Annotated in this window: 18 protein-coding genes; 9 read left to right on the top strand and 9 right to left on the bottom strand. The window is 48.2% G+C overall.

The annotated features are described in order from the left end of the window. Positions 1 to 79: 79 nt before the first annotated feature. Entirely contained in the window at positions 80 to 637 is a 558-nt protein-coding gene (locus ACO0LI_RS11525) for an FKBP-type peptidyl-prolyl cis-trans isomerase (RefSeq protein WP_423032667.1), read from the bottom strand. Positions 638 to 715: 78 nt separating this feature from the next. On the opposite strand from ACO0LI_RS11525, the gene ACO0LI_RS11520 reads away from it, so the two are divergent. Further along, positions 716 to 1,852: a JmjC domain-containing protein gene (locus ACO0LI_RS11520; RefSeq protein WP_423032666.1), complete on the top strand. Its 1,137-nt coding sequence runs from the start codon at positions 716 to 718 to the stop codon at positions 1,850 to 1,852. Between the two features lie 444 nt (positions 1,853 to 2,296). On the opposite strand, the gene ACO0LI_RS11515 is transcribed toward ACO0LI_RS11520, so the two are convergent. From ACO0LI_RS11515 to ACO0LI_RS11505, 3 genes are all read right to left on the bottom strand, one after another. Beyond that, complete coding sequence (locus tag ACO0LI_RS11515; protein ID WP_422949748.1) at positions 2,297 to 2,419, bottom strand: hypothetical protein; 123 nt, start codon at positions 2,417 to 2,419, stop codon at positions 2,297 to 2,299. A 180-nt stretch (positions 2,420 to 2,599) separates the two neighbouring features. Beyond that, positions 2,600 to 2,947, bottom strand: coding sequence for a c-type cytochrome (locus ACO0LI_RS11510; protein WP_422949747.1), 348 nt, complete (start codon positions 2,945 to 2,947; stop codon positions 2,600 to 2,602). A 27-nt stretch (positions 2,948 to 2,974) separates the two neighbouring features. Then, entirely contained in the window at positions 2,975 to 3,298 is a 324-nt protein-coding gene (locus tag ACO0LI_RS11505; RefSeq protein WP_162041229.1) for a c-type cytochrome, read from the bottom strand. A gap of 271 nt (positions 3,299 to 3,569) precedes the next feature. On the opposite strand from ACO0LI_RS11505, the gene ACO0LI_RS11500 reads away from it, so the two are divergent. Then, the gene (locus ACO0LI_RS11500) at positions 3,570 to 4,433 is read left to right on the top strand and encodes an AAA family ATPase (protein WP_162058843.1); all 864 of its coding nucleotides are present in this window, start codon (positions 3,570 to 3,572) and stop codon (positions 4,431 to 4,433) included. An 82-nt stretch (positions 4,434 to 4,515) separates the two neighbouring features. Here ACO0LI_RS11500 and acs read toward each other — a convergent pair whose 3' ends face one another. Continuing rightward, positions 4,516 to 6,510 (bottom strand): acetate--CoA ligase, encoded by a 1,995-nt coding sequence (gene acs, locus ACO0LI_RS11495; protein WP_423032665.1) that lies wholly within the window; start codon positions 6,508 to 6,510, stop codon positions 4,516 to 4,518. A 301-nt stretch (positions 6,511 to 6,811) separates the two neighbouring features. Here acs and ACO0LI_RS11490 point away from each other — a divergent pair, with 301 nt between their 5' ends. From ACO0LI_RS11490 to ACO0LI_RS11460, 7 genes are all read left to right on the top strand, one after another. After that, entirely contained in the window at positions 6,812 to 7,411 is a 600-nt protein-coding gene (locus tag ACO0LI_RS11490) for a YqhA family protein (RefSeq protein WP_422949745.1), read from the top strand. A gap of 182 nt (positions 7,412 to 7,593) precedes the next feature. Next, positions 7,594 to 9,117 (top strand): fumarate hydratase, encoded by a 1,524-nt coding sequence (locus ACO0LI_RS11485; protein WP_423032664.1) that lies wholly within the window; start codon positions 7,594 to 7,596, stop codon positions 9,115 to 9,117. Positions 9,118 to 9,182: 65 nt separating this feature from the next. After that, positions 9,183 to 10,028, top strand: a complete 846-nt coding sequence (murI, locus tag ACO0LI_RS11480) for a glutamate racemase (RefSeq protein WP_423032663.1) — start codon at positions 9,183 to 9,185, stop codon at positions 10,026 to 10,028. Positions 10,029 to 10,169: 141 nt separating this feature from the next. Further along, positions 10,170 to 10,829 carry a MarR family winged helix-turn-helix transcriptional regulator gene (locus ACO0LI_RS11475; RefSeq protein WP_423032662.1) on the top strand — a complete coding sequence of 220 codons (660 nt, stop codon included), beginning with the start codon at positions 10,170 to 10,172 and terminating at the stop codon, positions 10,827 to 10,829. A 203-nt stretch (positions 10,830 to 11,032) separates the two neighbouring features. Beyond that, positions 11,033 to 11,803, top strand: a complete 771-nt coding sequence (locus ACO0LI_RS11470) for a hypothetical protein (protein ID WP_422949741.1) — start codon at positions 11,033 to 11,035, stop codon at positions 11,801 to 11,803. 30 nt (positions 11,804 to 11,833) lie between these two features. Further along, positions 11,834 to 12,385 carry a carboxymuconolactone decarboxylase family protein gene (locus tag ACO0LI_RS11465; protein WP_423032661.1) on the top strand — a complete coding sequence of 184 codons (552 nt, stop codon included), beginning with the start codon at positions 11,834 to 11,836 and terminating at the stop codon, positions 12,383 to 12,385. A gap of 72 nt (positions 12,386 to 12,457) precedes the next feature. After that, positions 12,458 to 13,009 carry a redoxin domain-containing protein gene (locus tag ACO0LI_RS11460; protein WP_423032660.1) on the top strand — a complete coding sequence of 184 codons (552 nt, stop codon included), beginning with the start codon at positions 12,458 to 12,460 and terminating at the stop codon, positions 13,007 to 13,009. 31 nt (positions 13,010 to 13,040) lie between these two features. On the opposite strand, the gene ACO0LI_RS11455 is transcribed toward ACO0LI_RS11460, so the two are convergent. The 4 genes from ACO0LI_RS11455 to ACO0LI_RS11440 form a co-directional block, all read right to left on the bottom strand. Continuing rightward, positions 13,041 to 13,388 (bottom strand): hypothetical protein, encoded by a 348-nt coding sequence (locus tag ACO0LI_RS11455; RefSeq protein ID WP_422949738.1) that lies wholly within the window; start codon positions 13,386 to 13,388, stop codon positions 13,041 to 13,043. 15 nt (positions 13,389 to 13,403) lie between these two features. Then, positions 13,404 to 13,919: a hypothetical protein gene (locus ACO0LI_RS11450; protein ID WP_423004841.1), complete on the bottom strand. Its 516-nt coding sequence runs from the start codon at positions 13,917 to 13,919 to the stop codon at positions 13,404 to 13,406. 126 nt (positions 13,920 to 14,045) lie between these two features. Continuing rightward, on the bottom strand, positions 14,046 to 14,522 hold the full coding sequence (locus tag ACO0LI_RS11445; protein ID WP_423032659.1) for a hypothetical protein: 477 nt from the start codon (positions 14,520 to 14,522) through the stop codon (positions 14,046 to 14,048). A 59-nt stretch (positions 14,523 to 14,581) separates the two neighbouring features. Next, entirely contained in the window at positions 14,582 to 15,775 is a 1,194-nt protein-coding gene (locus ACO0LI_RS11440; RefSeq protein ID WP_423032658.1) for an aromatic amino acid transaminase, read from the bottom strand. Between the last annotated feature and the right edge of the window lie 63 nt (positions 15,776 to 15,838).

Below are 15,838 nucleotides of genomic sequence, written 5' to 3'. Positions count from 1 at the left end.
CATTAAACAAGTCCCTTCAAATGAAAAATGCCGCTGAGATCAATCAGCGGCATTTTTTTATTCCTGCTTAGTGCAAAGCTTAATGCAAAGGATGGCTGCGATATTCGTCGGCAGTACCTTCGTCATCCTCATCATCTTCGTCGTGATGATGACCGTGAGCACCATGCACGTGACCGTGGGCGACTTCTTCATCAGAAGCGGCACGTACATCTTCTACCGTCAGGCTAAAACGCAAGGCGATGCCAGCCAGCGGATGATTGCCATCAAGCACGACTTTATCGTCAGCAATATCCGTGACAGTAAAAATATGCGCATTGTCTTCATCGACATCATCATCCGATTCTTCTGGCATGCCTTCAAACTGCATGCCGACTTCCAGTGGCGACGGGAAGCGGTCACGCGGTTCCACTTTCACCAGGGCGGCATCATAATCACCAAAGGCATCTTCAGGATTGAGCTGGATAATCGTGCTGAAGCCCTTTTCCTTGTCTTCCAGGGCTTCTTCTATCTTGGGAAACACATTGTCGTACCCGCCATGCAGGTAAACCATAGGCTCCTGACCTTCTTCTATCAGATTGTCTTGTGCGTCTTTCAAGGTATAGACTGCAGTAACAACTGAATTTTTGCCTATCTTCATAGCAATTCCTTAAAAATTTATTTGCCCTGCGATTATACCTGTCTAGTCGAGTCCTTTGCCTCGGCCTATAATGCGGGCATGAAAAAAAATACCACTCCCCTGCCCCTGCTGGGCGGCATTACAGCAGAAGAATTTCTCAGCGAATACTGGCACAAGAAGCCCTTGCTGATACGCCAGGCTATCCCTGACTTCCAGCCTCTGATCCCCAAAGATGATTTGTTTGACATGGCTAGCCGTGAAGATGTCGAATCCAGGCTTATCAGCTTCTTCAACAAACACTGGGAAATGAAGTCTGGCCCGCAAGCCAGCATACCAGTCAAGGAAAAAAAAGACTGGACCCTGCTTGTCCAAGGCGTTAATTTGCATGATGACAAGGCTGATGCGCTGCTCAGGCAATTTCGCTTCATCCCTGACAGCAGACTTGATGACCTGATGATCAGCTTTGCCGCTGACGGCGGTGGCGTTGGCCCACATTTTGATTCTTATGATGTATTCCTGCTGCAGGCGCATGGTCAGCGTAAATGGCGCATAGGCGCACAAAAAGACCTGACATTGATTGATGGCATGCCTCTCAAGATTTTGCGCAACTTCAAGGCTGAACAGGAATTCGTGCTGGAGCCGGGCGACATGCTCTATCTGCCGCCAAAATATGCCCATGATGGTGTCGCTATCGGTGAGTGCATGACTTACTCCATAGGTTTCCGTGCGCCGTCTTACCAGGAACTGGGGGAATCCTTCCTGCACTTCATGTCTGACTCGATAGACTTGCCAGGACGATATGCAGACCCTGACCTGAAAGTCAGTACCAAACCGGCAGAAATCAGTAATGAAATGCTGGAGCAGGTTGCTGAAGAGATTGCCAAGATTCAATTTACTGATGATGACGTACTCATTTTCCTGGGTGAACACCTGACCGAGCCCAAGCCCAGTGTTTTCTTCAGCGGACCGGAAAAACCACTGGCACCTAAACGCTTCCATCAATCGGCCCTGAAAAATGGTCTGAAGCTATCGCGCAAGTCGTTGATGTTATATAAAGGCAAACATGTGTTCATCAACGGAGAGTCGTTCGCCGTTGGCAAAGAAGACAAAATTTGCCTGAACAAATTAGCAAATCAAAGAGAGCTGGACGGCGCTGATCTGGCGAATATTTCCGCAGATGCGATAGAAACTTTTTGCCTTTGGTATGAAGACGGCTGGCTGGATCTATGTCAATGATTGCTGCAACGCGTCATTATTTTGAAATATGAAAGAAAATTTTCTTCCTAAAAGTAGTTTATTTTCATGGAAAACCTGAAATTTCCTACTAAAAATAGCGTCTTGTCTAGAAATAATGATTGATTTGAGTGCAAAAATGCATCTATGCCTATTCCATTAATGGAAAAATCATTATAATTCCGGGTTAGGAAACTTTCGTAGGGGCCGAATGTCGTTTTGGCGAGAAGCTCGCGAATTAACCTATAGAGCGATAATTACCGGTAATTATTCATCGCAAAGTTTTGATCTTCTTTTTTGATCTATTTATTGAAAGTACAAACATGAAAAAATCACTCTTGCTCGTTTCCCTGTTGGCATTGACTCTGGCTGCTTGCGGCGAGAAAAAAGCTCCTGAAGCATCCGCTCCAGCAGCTTCCGCATCTGCAACAGCACCAGCACCAGCTTCTACTCCAGCAGAAGCCCCAGCAGCAACTCCAGCTCCAGCTCCAGCTTCTGACGCAGCTGCAGCATCTGGCGCAGCTCCTGCGGCATCTGCAGCAGCTTCCGCTCCAGCAGCAGCTTCTGCATCTGCTTCCAAGTAATTTTTAATTACTTAAGAAAAACCGGCTTTCAGCCGGTTTTTTTTCGCCTTGAAATAGGCAAACAGTCATAACAAAGAAGCAAACAAGTTAAAGCGCAAAGATATAAAAAAAGCCACGAATCATCGTGGCTTTTTTGTATCAAGCAAAAACTGTTTTTTGCAAGAGCTTATTTCTTCAACACCAGCTCGCTTGGCAAGCTATGCAGATAAGCAGCGATATTTTGTATATCCTGGTTTGACAATGCCTTGGCCTGTGTTGCCATGGTCGGGTTGGAACGGCCATTTGCTGCATCACCTCCACGCTGATAAGCGTGCAAAGCCTGGGCAATGTAATCGGCGTGCTGACCAGCTAACTTAGGATAGCTGGGATCGATAGGCTTGGAATAATTGTCACCATGGCAAGAAGCGCAATTGAATTTTTTTGCCGCTTCTTTACCAGCTTCTATATTGCCACCCGCATGAGCTGCGAAAGACAAAGTGGACAACAAAGTTGCCATCAACAGAGTTTTCTTCATGATCGTATCCTATTCCTATTTCTATTCTTATTTTTGTTGAGAGTAATATGCCGCCAGATCTGCGATGTCCTGCTCTGTCAAACTGCCAGCAATACCACGCATGGATGGATGCTTGCGATCACCTTTTTGGTAGGCCTTCAAAGCACTCTCTATGTATTTGGCAGATTGCCCACCTATCATAGGCACCTGATACACCTCAGGGAAGCTCGCTTTGTAGCCAGGAATACCATGGCAACCAATACACATCGCGATTTTTTTATCAGCAGCATCTTTAGGATTGCCAACCGGATCTGCCGCAGTAGCAGCTTGAGCGAGGCTCGCCATAGCGAGGAGTGCAAACAATTTTTTCATATTAGCGATTATTAATTAGCAGGCAGATCAATAAATTCAGTGTTTTGATATAACTCAGCATTTTAGCTGATTACAATCAAATTTGCGTAAAAAACCTGGTACACGCGCCTCTCCAAAGGGCAAAAAAGCTGCACTTACGCAACTCCGGGTAAAAAAATTATTGCCTTTCTGCGCTGTCTGCACAGAAAAAAGAACAGCCGTTCACAAGAGGACAAATTCTCGCTTATACTCTTTACACTCTCAAGCAACCCTACACGTCGAGTTTATATCCATGACACAAGCGCCAACTACTTTACGCTTTGACGGTGCCGACAATTATGTCGCTACCGATGATTTGAAACTGGCAGTCAATGCTGCCCTGAGTCTGCAACGTCCACTCTTGATCAAAGGTGAGCCAGGCACAGGCAAGACCATGCTGGCAGAAGAAGTCGCTGCCGCCCTGAACATGCCCCTGATGCAATGGCATATCAAGTCCACGACCAAAGCACAGCAGGGACTGTATGAGTACGATGCTGTTTCGCGCCTGCGTGATTCCCAACTCGGTGATGAAAGAGTCAAAGACATCCACAACTACATCATCAAAGGTGTGCTGTGGCAGGCCTTTACTGCTGACGAGCCTGTGGTTTTGCTTATCGATGAAATCGACAAGGCAGACATAGAATTCCCGAATGATTTGTTGCGTGAGCTGGACCGCATGGAGTTTTATGTCTATGAAACCCGCGAGATGGTGCGCGCCAAACATCGCCCGCTGGTCATTATTACGTCCAACAATGAAAAAGAGCTGCCAGATGCCTTCTTGCGCCGCTGCTTCTTCCATTACATCAAATTCCCGGACAAGGAAACGATGCAAAAGATCGTTGATGTGCATTTCCCAAAATTAAAATCAGACTTGCTGGCCCAGGCATTGCAAACTTTTTACGAAATCCGCGATGTTGCCGGCCTGAAGAAAAAACCTTCCACCTCGGAATTCATAGACTGGTTAAAACTTTTGCTAGCAGAAGATATACCGGCAGAAGCGATGCGCAGCAAGGACAACAAGGCCATCGTCCCTCCTCTGCATGGTGCCTTGCTGAAGAATGAACAGGATGTGCATTTATTTGAACGCCTGGTGTATATGTCACGAACCAATCGCTAAACAAATGCAATAACAAAAATGGCGCTGCAATGCAGCGCCATTTTTTTTCGAATCAATTAATGCACTTGCTTATTGCGCTTGCCTATTGTGCTTGCTTCAGTTGCTCCAGAATAGCTGGATTTTCCAGTGTCGAAATATCCTGGGTAATTTCTTCACCCTTGGCCAATACACGCAGCAAGCGACGCATGATTTTGCCAGAACGTGTCTTGGGCAAATTATCACCAAAGCGGATTTCCTTGGGCTTGGCGATAGGGCCAATTTCTTTCGCTACCCAGTTGCGCAATTCAGTCGCAATTTGTTTGGCTTCATCACCTGTTGGACGTGTACGCTTCAATACCACGAACGCACAAATCGCTTCGCCAGTAGTCTCATCAGGCTTGCCAACTACAGCAGCTTCTGCGACCAGCGGGTTCGCCACCAGGGCAGATTCAATTTCCATCGTGCCCATGCGGTGACCAGAGACATTCAACACGTCATCGATACGGCCAGTGATTGTGAAATAACCGGTATCTTTATTGCGTATCGCGCCGTCACCGGCCAGATAAACTTTGCCGCCGAACTCTTCCGGGAAATAGCTTTTCTTGAAGCGCTCAGGATCACCCCAGATCGTGCGTATCATTGACGGCCATGGACGCTTCACCACAAGAATACCGCCCTGTCCGTTCGGCAAATCATGACCAGTTTCATCAACAATGGCGGACATGATGCCTGGCAAAGGCAAGGTGCAGGAACCAGGCACCATAGGTGTTGCACCTGGCAATGGTGTCATCATATGACCACCTGTTTCTGTCTGCCAGAAGGTATCGACAATCGGGCAATTGCTGCGGCCAATATTATTGTAGTACCACATCCAGGCCTCAGGATTGATAGGCTCACCAACAGAGCCCAGCAGACGCAGGGAGGACAAATCATATTTATTGGGATGGATATTGGCATCACCATCCGCAGCCTTGATCAGCGAACGTATCGCTGTCGGCGCAGTATAGAAAATGGTGGCCTTGTGTTTTTCTATCATGCTCCAGAAACGCCCGGCATTCGGGAAGGTTGGTATGCCCTCAAACACGATTTCAGTAGCGCCTGCTGCCAGCGGGCCATAGGTAATATAGGTGTGGCCCGTGACCCAGCCTATGTCGGCGGTACACCAGAACACATCAGACGGTTTGATATCGAAGGTCCATTTCATCGTCAGGATAGCCCACAACAAATAGCCACCCGACGAATGCTGCACACCTTTTGGTTTACCGGTAGAGCCTGAGGTATAGAGTATGAACAGAGGATGTTCTGCGCTGACCCATTCAGGCTCACACACTGCGGATTGCGTAGCTACCAGCTCATGCATCCAGACATCACGACCAGCCGCAAAATTAACATTGCCACCTGTACGCTTATAGACGACAACGCTTTTTACCTTTTCGCAATCGCCTAGAGCCAGCGCTTCATCGACGATGGCCTTCAGGGGTAAATGCTTGCCGCCACGGACTTGTTCATCAGCTGTAATAACAGCTACCGCCCCCACATCAACAATACGCTCTTGCAGGGATTTTGCTGAGAACCCACCAAACACCACAGAGTGTGTCGCACCTATGCGTGCGCAGGCCTGCATGGCGACCACGCCTTCAACGGACATGGGCATGTAGATCACCACACGGTCGCCCTTGCTGATACCCAGAGACTTCAAGCCATTGGCAAACTGACAGACTTTTGCATGCAAATCCTTGTACGTTACTTTGGTAACATCACCACCATCTGCCTCAAAAATCAGCGCTACTTTATCGCCATTGCCTTTTTGCAGATTCACATCCAGACAGTTGTAAGACACGTTCAATAAACCATCTTCAAACCATTTGTACATGGGTGCGGTGGATTCGTCCAATACCGTACTGAAATCTTTGTGCCAGTGCAGGTTTTCGCGTGCCAGACGCGCCCAGAAACCTTCGTAATCCTGTTCAGCTTCTTTGCATAGTGCGTTATACGCTTCCATGCTTGGGATAGCTGCATTGGCAACAAATGCGGCCGGGGGGTAAAAAACGCGGGATTCTGTTTTAGCTTCAGCTTGCGCAGCGTTGAGGTCAGACATTGTTATCTCCAGCTTGTTATCGTTAGATTAAAATCTTCACTACAGCTTCACCCCAAGCTGGCATTGCACCAGATTGTGGCAGTAATTATCACCTTTAAGCACAGGGCAAACCATAAACTTGGAGACTTACTCAAGCCTTACGCTTGCACTTTTGAAAAATGATACCACAAAGATACCATTACATCTCCACTACATACCTGATATTGAAATAGCTATATCTGCCGCGCTACACGAGCAGGCCCTGCACATGTAAAATACTGGCTTGCGTTAAAAACTGCCCTTTCCACCAACGATTGCCGACATGACCAAACCAGTTGCCCCAGCCAAACTATCCCCCCTTGCCAGCCTGATTTTCTTTAGCCGCTGGCTGCAGCTACCACTTTATCTCGGATTAATACTTGCGCAATGCGTTTATGTATTTCACTTCTGGGTGGAACTGGTGGATTTGATAGGTGCAGCAATGGGTAATGAATCCGCGCTGAAGCATATCTTGGACGCAGTTTCCACCGGTGGCACGAGACCAAGCAAACTCACAGAAACCACCATCATGCTGGTCGTGCTTGGCTTGATTGACGTCGTCATGATTTCCAACTTGCTCATCATGGTGATTATTGGCGGTTATGAGACTTTTGTATCTCGCCTGGGCCTGGATGGACATCCTGACCAGCCCGAATGGCTGTCTCATGTCAATGCATCAGTACTTAAAGTCAAACTGGCCATGGCGATTATTGGCATTTCATCCATCCATTTATTAAAGACTTTTATCAATGCAGGCAATTACGACGGTCAAGTCATACTTGCCCAGACGGGCATACACATGGTGTTTTTGTTGTCGGCCCTGGCAATTGCGCATTGCGATCGCATCATGACGGATACCGCACTGGCGGCCGATAAACATTGATAGTTGCCTATTGATAGCTACCTATTGAGAGTCGCAGACTAGCAACTACAATTAACAACAAGAGCTGCATGGCAATGAATGATTCCGTCATGCAGCACACACAAGTTTGAGTAATTTACTTTTAATTATCAGCTGTAATATCTGTAACACCAGTTTTCTTTCACCTAGCCCAGAGCCAAATCATGACAGTCATCAAGCAAGACGATCTGATCGAATCAGTAGCCGCCGCGCTGCAGTACATCAGTTACTATCATCCAGCCGACTATATCGCCCACCTGGCGCGCGCTTATGAAGCCGAGCAAAGCCCGGCAGCAAAAGATGCGATTGCCCAAATTCTGACCAACTCGCGCATGTGCGCGGAGGGCCGCCGTCCTATTTGCCAGGACACAGGTATCGTCAATGTCTTCCTGAAAATCGGCATGAGCGTGCGCTTTGAAGGATTCAGCGGCTCCATCATTGATGCAGTCAACGAAGGTGTGCGTCGTGGTTATAACGACCCCGACAATAAACTGCGCGCCTCTATCGTCGCCGACCCGCACTTTGAACGCAAAAACACCAAGGACAACACACCTGCTGTAGTACATATGGAACTGGTTCCTGGCGATACGGTAGATGTCAAAATCGCAGCCAAAGGCGGCGGCTCTGAGAACAAAACCAAGTTTGTCATGCTGAACCCGTCTGATTCTCTGATTGACTGGGTCATGAAAACCGTGCCTACCATGGGCGCGGGCTGGTGTCCGCCGGGCATGCTGGGCATAGGTATAGGCGGTACTGCAGAAAAAGCCATGCTGATGGCGAAAGAATCCTTGATGGATGACATCGACATGTATGAGCTCAAGCAACGTGGCCCGCAAAACAAAACTGAAGAATTGCGTATAGAACTGTGCGACAAGATCAATGCACTGGGCATAGGCGCACAAGGCCTGGGTGGCTTGACGACAGTACTCGACGTCAAGATCAATATGTACCCTACACATGCTGCATCCAAGCCGGTTGCCATGATCCCTAATTGCGCGGCCACACGTCATGCGCATTTTGTGCTGGATGGTTCTGGCCCCAGCTATATAGAACCACCAAAACTGTCTGACTGGCCAGATGTAAGCTGGGCGCCTGATACAGAAAAATCCAAGCGCGTTGATCTGAACACTCTGACCAAGGAAGAAGTCGCCTCCTGGAAACCAGGCCAGACCTTGCTCCTGAACGGCAAAATGCTGACTGGCCGTGACGCTGCCCACAAACGCATTCAGGACATGCTGGCCAAAGGTGAGCAATTGCCTGTCGACTTCACCAACCGCGTGATTTACTACGTAGGCCCGGTTGATCCCGTACGTGATGAAGCAGTTGGCCCAGCTGGCCCGACGACTGCCACCCGCATGGATAAATTCACCGACATGATGCTGGAAAAAACCGGCCTGATCTCGATGATAGGCAAGGCAGAACGCGGCCCGGTCGCCATCGAATCCATACGCAAACACCAGTCTGCATATCTGATGGCAGTGGGTGGTGCGGCTTACCTGGTTTCCAAGGCCATCAAATCAGCGACCGTAGTTGGTTTTGCTGACTTGGGCATGGAAGCGATCTATGAATTTGATGTTGTCGATATGCCAGTCACGGTTGCGGTTGATTCCAGCGGCATATCTGTACACAACACTGGCCCTAAAGAATGGCAGGCGAAGATAGGTATCATTCCTGTCAGTGCATCCTGATCACGTCTCGATCGCATCCTGATTATTGTTGAATATTACTGGCTGAAACAGGAATAAATACCCCGATGGCATCAGAGGAATTTGCACGCTCTGCTCCGGTTGGGGTATTTGATTCTGGCCTTGGTGGCCTGTCAGTATTGCAGCACATACGCCAGACCCTGCCACATGAAGCATTGCTGTATGTGGCAGATTCAGGTTTTGCACCTTATGGTGACAAGACCAGTGCAGAAATTCTGAAGCGCAGCATCGCCGTCACAGATTTTTTGCTGAGCAAGAAAATCAAGGCGTTGGTAGTTGCCTGCAATACGGCAACCGCCGCCGCCATCAAGCATCTGCGCTTACATTACCCTGACCTCATTATTGTTGGCATGGAACCTGGTTTGAAACCGGCAAGCCTGCTCAGCAAGACAAAAAAGGTCGGTGTGCTGGCCACCTTTTCCACAATACAAAGCGAAAAATATCAGCACTTGAGCACAAAGTTAAGTGCAGAGACCGGTGTGGAATTCATTCCCCAAGCCTGCGTAGGCCTGGTCGATCAAATAGAAAAAGCAGAAGCAAATGGAGATCAAACCCGGCTTTTGCTGGAAAAATATCTGAACCCTTTGCTAACCGCACAAGTCGATACCCTGGTCCTGGGTTGCACCCATTATCCTTTTGTAGCCAGGCTCATACAAGAACTCACGTCTGCGTATATTCCTGATGGTGAACCCATCACACTCATTGATACTGGAAAAGCCGTTGCATCACAAATGCAACGATTGCTGGCTGAGCACGATCTGACAAATACCAGCAGCGATATTCCCCGCATTAATGCTTACACGAACGGCAATCCGGATAAGCTGAAACACGCCTGCACCCACTGGATTAACATACCTGAAGACAAGTTAAGTGTTTCCAGCTTTAGCACCTGACTTAATCATCAGATTCATCCGGTTTCAACAGTACTGATAAAAACCAATCTATAGAAGCAGGCAAATCCACAATAAGTCAAAGCACAAACAATTTAATTAGGACTCCTTTACATATTCATTTTATTGCGTCATAATGCTCACATGAAAAAGCCATCCAGCCATCCTTGGGAGGAAACTCCAGCAACCAGTGAACGCATACTGGATGCGATTGCCAGAATTGCCGGCGTATTGCGCTCGGGCACCTGGCAGTTCGCTACCTCTGAAGGCTTGAACCCTACCCAAGTCGATATCATAGACATGCTGGCGGCTCGCAAAGATGCTGTCAGACTTTCATGGATAGCCGAGCAATTGGGTGTCAGCATGGCTAGTGCCAGCGACTCGGTGAGTTCATTGACTGCCAAAGGTCTGGTAGAAAAAGCCCGTGCACCAGACGATGGTCGCGCCATTGCCTTGAGACTGACTGCTGATGGTCATGTGCTGGTCAAAAAAATAGCTGGTGCAACTGGTTTTGCCAGCGAAGCCATAGCGCAATTATCCCCTGCAGCACAGGAGCAAACTTTTACCAGCCTGCTGAACCTGATAGGCAAATTGCAGCAAGCCGAGCACTTCCCTGATATACGCGCCTGTGTCACTTGTGCGCACTTCATGCCGGACAGACACGACGATGTGCTCGCGCCCCACCATTGTGCCTTGGTGGATGCGCCTTTACGCAAAGAGCAATTGCGCCTGGATTGCCCTGAACATCAACAAACAGCAAACAACATCATTCGCAATAACTGGAAGAAAATAGAAATGAAATAAAAATGGATAAGTAAGAATGGAATAGCTGAAAATGAGTTAACCAAGGCAGATCGCCTATTTTTTTGACTCATTTAATTAGGAGTCCTATTTATAATATTTGATGCTGTGGTTCTTGCGTCGAATGTAAGCAATACACGCATCAGAAATTAGCCTGGCAATGCGTGACAAAAACAGAACCGTCACATGAACTTTGAAAGATAAACATGGAACACAGATACAAAAAACTCTGCATCAGTCTTGGTTTTGGTCTCAGCCTGACAATGGCCAGCGCAACGCATTGGGCAGCAGCGCATGATCACGCACATCATGGCGGCATACAAACCGAAGCCAGCAGCAAGATCAAACCTGACTTTGATATTTTCCATACCAAGATCACGACTGAAGGCAATGTGGCGATTTTTCATATTGCCGTCTCTGGCAAGGCTGGCAAGACCAGGCCTACCAAATCAGGCAAGCTGGCGGGCAGCTCTGTTTTCTCTTATGTGTGGCCAACGACCCTGGACCCATCCGTAGTCGGTTTCGAGCCTAAAAGTGGCATCCTGGCTTTTGCCGTAACTTCTCACCCTGACTTTGATGACACCCCGTTGTTTGATGAAAACGGCGATGGTAATCCCAATAATGATGGCAATGTCTGGCACTCACACTGGGTGGTCTTGCAGCCCGACCAGGCTTGTGGCAAAGATTCGCTGAAGGTAGTTGATATTCCCGAGGGTAGCAAACCTCGTCTGCCCAAAACCTGGCCAGGCTTGCCAATACTCATAGACAGCCCTGGCTGGAGCCCCACATTCAAAGGCAAGACACTGGAAGTGCGTGTGCCCTTTGATGATATAGCCAGCATTCAATCTGCCGGTTTTGATGGTGTCACCGCTGCTCTGCGCGTCAATGCCAGTGTCCATGCCCCACTACTTTGCGTCAGTAATGTTTTCAAAGTCGCCTCTGGCAATCTCAGCCTGCCAGGTAAATTCAATCAATAAGTGGAAACCACAAACCAACAAGGAATCACCATGTCCAACGTCCAACTCATCAGTCTCAAAGAAACTTCTGGTACTCGTCATGCTATTTTGAATGACATCAATACTGCCTTTGGTGCTACGCCAAATATGTTCCGCGCTGTCGCCAACTCTACGGCGGCGCTCAACAGCATGTGGTCTGCTTTTGCAGCCCTGGGCAATGGCGTCATCCCGGCAAAACTGGGAGAGCAAATTGCAGTTGCCATAGCAAACCAGAATCAGTGCGAATACTGTCTGGCAGCACATACCGTATTGGGGCAAAAAGCAGGTGCCAGTGCCGCAGAAATGGTGGCAGCCCAGTCAGGCAATTCGCATGACGCGAAAACCGACGCCGCACTGAAATTTGTATTGAAGGTAGTCAGCAAGCGCGCCCAAATCAATAAAGATGATGTGGAAGCTTTGCGCTCACACGGCTATGACGATGAACATATCGTTGAAATCATGGCCCACGTCGCTCTCAATCTGTACACCAACTATATCAATGTGGCACTGGATGTACCGGTTGATTTCCCAAAAATCAAACTGAACGCAACCAGCAAAAATTAAACGGGTTTCCGGGTGCGGATAACTCCGCACCTTGATCAGATAAATTCAAATAAAAGAGAAATGGAGATATCCATGATTAATAGCATCGCACCTGAACTCATCACTTCAGACTGGCTCAACACTGATACGGCTATCAGCTTGCAGTCTTTACGCGGCAAAGTCGTGTTACTGCATAGTTTTCAGATGTTATGCCCTGCCTGTGTCACACATGGATTGCCACAGGCAAGTGCAGTAAGAAATGCATTTTCGCAGCAAGAACTTGCGGTGATAGGATTGCACACAGTGTTTGAGCATCACCATGCGATGGGCAAAGAAGCCTTGAAAGTCTTTATCCATGAATATCGTTTGCGCTTTCCAATCGCCATCGACATGCCAGATCCGGTCAGTGGAATACCTTTGAGCATGCAGAAATATGGCTTGCGCGGCACACCAAGTATCTTGCTTATAGACCAGCAGGGGCGCATCAGATTTCATCACTTTGGTCACATTGATGATCTTAAACTGGGCAGCATGCTGGGTCAGTTGGTGGCAGAGACAGATACTACAGAAGAGCATGTCAGCGCGAATGAAGGCAAACCCAAGCAGGCCATGGGATGCAATGAAGATTCGTGCAGTTTATCTTAGAAAAATCGGCTTTGGAATGTGCCAAGAAGCTTCAAGAATTCATGACCGGTACAGGCAATACCAGATTGGTCGCCTTGGAAATTGCAGACCAGAGTACGCCAACGACTGCATTCCAGACTTTTTCTATGGTGACCATCAGCAAACCCCGCAAGGTTTTAGCGAAGCTTAAGGCCATATCCTCCAGCCCATCCAGGAAAAACTGCTGGGTTTCAGGCGTAATCTGCTTGGTCAATATGCCCGTACTGACCAGCCCTGCCTGCTGTGCTATGGCTTTTACCTGCTGCTGTGTAAATCCGCGCAAGGTCGTCACATCAGCCTGCAAAACACCAGAAGCTGCGGCTTGCATATCAGCCACGAGTTGATCTATATCAAGTGCCATATTTATGCTCCCAGATTAACGCTGCAAGAAATTTTCATACGTAATTGCCTGATCGAGGTAGATCACGGCCTGCCCCTTGAAAGCCTGCGCCTCATAAGCAGTCACGCCTTGCAGACGATCAACATCACGCATTTTACTCAGGGTTTCCGATACTTTTTTGATGGCATAGGCGCTAGGTGGTGTACTGTCATCACCAGACATGGCTGGGCTGCCACGTTTATCAAGCAATTGATTAATGGTATCGGTCACCTTGTTTTTTGGCATGGGCCGGGCTCCGGCCTGCAAACTCAGTGCGTCCAGACGTCCAATCAATGAATTGTAATTATCAACGCGGGAGGGGAAGCTGTTTTTATCGCTGCCGTTAGACACGCTGGCGAGCAAAATCATGGTGTCAGTATTGACGGCGGCCAAGCCATCAACCACTGTTTTGTCATAAGCGGGTGCAAGTTGGGTTGCGCACCCTGAGAGCGCAATACAAAGCCCCAGCAGGTATACACGCATCCACCACAATAATTGCACTGCTGGCTTCATGACTACTCCACATGGAAAGAGAATGACAGAGATGCCATATTAACATTTGGAGTTGAATTTATCATCGCAAGAATTATCTTTTTTGATAATTTTTTTTGATGATCTCTCTATTTCAAAATAGAAAGATCAGGACTTAAAAGAGTTGGCGATGAGCCTGGTTGCCTCATCATATTTTTCTTTGTTACTGACAGCGTAATTCCATTGGAAGAAAGTACACCAGTTGCCGGTCGTCAGTAATTTATCGTAATAAATCTGCTTGCCCTTGGTGCCAGAGACAACGGCAAAACCTTTTCCTTTGGCGCGATAAGAAATAACCCTGCCTTCTTTTACTTTTTCTGTTTCAGCTTTTTTAAGGAATTCTGCCGGAGTCGTATCCCATTCCTCTATGCAGGCTCTGGCATAAACGCGCAGCTCAGCCTCACCATCTTTGGATAAAAACACCTGACCATCGCCATTGGCAGCTTCGCCTTGAGGAATAAGGTAATCTGGGTAATCTATCGAAAAACCATATCGACCATTCACATAGGTTTTATAAACCAGTTCAGCAGAAGAAGCATTTGCGGTCAAAAACACCAGCAAAGACAACAGGTAACTATTTTTCATATAAAGCCACAACGATGAAAGTCCCTGCCCGCAAGACGTGCGGACAGGGACAATGACAATCAGCCTAAAACAGCCGCGATTGCATTCGCAGTCGCTTCAACATTGCCAGTATTCAAACCGGCAATACACATACGGCCAGAACGGACCAGATAAACGCCGAACTCTTCTTTCAGACGATCACACTGCTCAGCCGTCAAACCTGTGTAGCTGAACATGCCGCGCTGAGTCAGGAAATAGCTGAAATCACGGCCTGGCAATTTTGCACTCAATACATCATGCAATTTACGGCGCATGAGCTGGATACGGTCACGCATGGCGACGACTTCTGCTTCCCACATAGGACGCAGCTCAGGGTCGCTCAGCACGCGGGCTACCAGTTGACCACCATGCAGAGGTGGATTGGAGTAGTTGCGACGTATCGTTGCCTTCATCTGGCCCAGCACATTCACTGCCTGTGCTGCGTCAGGGCAAACTACACTCAGGGCACCGCAACGCTCGCCATACAGGCTCATGCTCTTGGAGAAGGAATTCGCAACGAAGAAGCTCAAACCCTGGTCAGCCAGCAGGCGTACTGCGTAAGCATCTTCCACGATACCGTCGCCATAGCCCTGGTAAGCCAGATCAATGAAAGCGATGAGTTCACGCTCTTTCAATACCGGTACCAGTTGTTGCCACTGCTCTTGCGTCAGATCTACACCTGTAGGGTTATGGCAACAGGCATGCAGCAGGACGATGCTTTTCTTTTCTGCAGCTTTCAATGCTTCTATCATGGCATCAAAACGCAAGCCACCAGTTGCAGCATCATAGTAAGGATAGGTTTTGACAGTCAGACCACAACCTTCAAATACGGCCTTGTGGTTATCCCAGGTAGGGTCGCTGACCAGCATGGTCGATGTCGGGAAATAACGTTTGATGAAATCCCCGCCCACCTTCAGGCCACCGCTGGAACCAACTGCCTGGATAGTGACAACACGGCCAGCTTTGACTGCTGCATTATCTGCGCCAAACAAAAGTTCCTGCACAGCCGTGCGGAAATTTGCTGCGCCTTCCATAGGCAGATAAGGACGGGCGCCAGCATCTGCCACGACCTTGTGTTCTGCTGCACGTACAGATGGCAGCATGGGAATCTTGCCAGCATCGTCAAAATAAATACCGATAGACAAATTGATCTTGTTGGTACGAGGGTCCTTACCAAAGGCCTCGTTCAAAGACAAGATAGGATCGCCAGGATAGGCTTCGACGTGCTGAAACATGATAGAACTCCAGATGGTTGGACATAGAATCAAGGCTGCAAAACCGGCAACTTAAATATCATT

This window comes from Undibacterium sp. Tian12W, assembly GCF_049339405.1.
In the GTDB taxonomy this organism is placed as follows: Bacteria; Pseudomonadota; Gammaproteobacteria; order Burkholderiales; family Burkholderiaceae_D; genus Undibacterium.
The sequence above is the reverse complement of the archived record's forward strand: the minus strand, read 5'-3'. Positions and strand labels throughout refer to the sequence as shown.

What these genes read in the sequence shown, in the direction of transcription:
- ACO0LI_RS11460 (WP_423032660.1), top strand. Translation starts at nt 12,458, where the DNA reads ATGATTAATAGCATCGCACCTGAACTCATCACTTCAGACTGGCTCAAC.
- ACO0LI_RS11505 (WP_162041229.1), bottom strand. Translation starts at nt 3,298, where the DNA reads ATGAAAAAATTGTTTGCACTCCTCGCTATGGCGAGCCTCGCTCAAGCT.
- ACO0LI_RS11525 (WP_423032667.1), bottom strand. Translation starts at nt 637, where the DNA reads ATGAAGATAGGCAAAAATTCAGTTGTTACTGCAGTCTATACCTTGAAA.
- ACO0LI_RS11520 (WP_423032666.1), top strand. Translation starts at nt 716, where the DNA reads ATGAAAAAAAATACCACTCCCCTGCCCCTGCTGGGCGGCATTACAGCA.
- ACO0LI_RS11500 (WP_162058843.1), top strand. Translation starts at nt 3,570, where the DNA reads ATGACACAAGCGCCAACTACTTTACGCTTTGACGGTGCCGACAATTAT.
- ACO0LI_RS11485 (WP_423032664.1), top strand. Translation starts at nt 7,594, where the DNA reads ATGACAGTCATCAAGCAAGACGATCTGATCGAATCAGTAGCCGCCGCG.
- ACO0LI_RS11475 (WP_423032662.1), top strand. Translation starts at nt 10,170, where the DNA reads ATGAAAAAGCCATCCAGCCATCCTTGGGAGGAAACTCCAGCAACCAGT.
- ACO0LI_RS11445 (WP_423032659.1), bottom strand. Translation starts at nt 14,522, where the DNA reads ATGAAAAATAGTTACCTGTTGTCTTTGCTGGTGTTTTTGACCGCAAAT.
- ACO0LI_RS11515 (WP_422949748.1), bottom strand. Translation starts at nt 2,419, where the DNA reads ATGCAGAAGCTGCTGCTGGAGCGGAAGCTGCTGCAGATGCCGCAGGAG.
- ACO0LI_RS11450 (WP_423004841.1), bottom strand. Translation starts at nt 13,919, where the DNA reads ATGAAGCCAGCAGTGCAATTATTGTGGTGGATGCGTGTATACCTGCTG.
- ACO0LI_RS11455 (WP_422949738.1), bottom strand. Translation starts at nt 13,388, where the DNA reads ATGGCACTTGATATAGATCAACTCGTGGCTGATATGCAAGCCGCAGCT.
- ACO0LI_RS11470 (WP_422949741.1), top strand. Translation starts at nt 11,033, where the DNA reads ATGGAACACAGATACAAAAAACTCTGCATCAGTCTTGGTTTTGGTCTC.
- ACO0LI_RS11465 (WP_423032661.1), top strand. Translation starts at nt 11,834, where the DNA reads ATGTCCAACGTCCAACTCATCAGTCTCAAAGAAACTTCTGGTACTCGT.
- ACO0LI_RS11490 (WP_422949745.1), top strand. Translation starts at nt 6,812, where the DNA reads ATGACCAAACCAGTTGCCCCAGCCAAACTATCCCCCCTTGCCAGCCTG.
- ACO0LI_RS11510 (WP_422949747.1), bottom strand. Translation starts at nt 2,947, where the DNA reads ATGAAGAAAACTCTGTTGATGGCAACTTTGTTGTCCACTTTGTCTTTC.
- murI (WP_423032663.1), top strand. Translation starts at nt 9,183, where the DNA reads ATGGCATCAGAGGAATTTGCACGCTCTGCTCCGGTTGGGGTATTTGAT.
- ACO0LI_RS11440 (WP_423032658.1), bottom strand. Translation starts at nt 15,775, where the DNA reads ATGTTTCAGCACGTCGAAGCCTATCCTGGCGATCCTATCTTGTCTTTG.
- acs (WP_423032665.1), bottom strand. Translation starts at nt 6,510, where the DNA reads ATGTCTGACCTCAACGCTGCGCAAGCTGAAGCTAAAACAGAATCCCGC.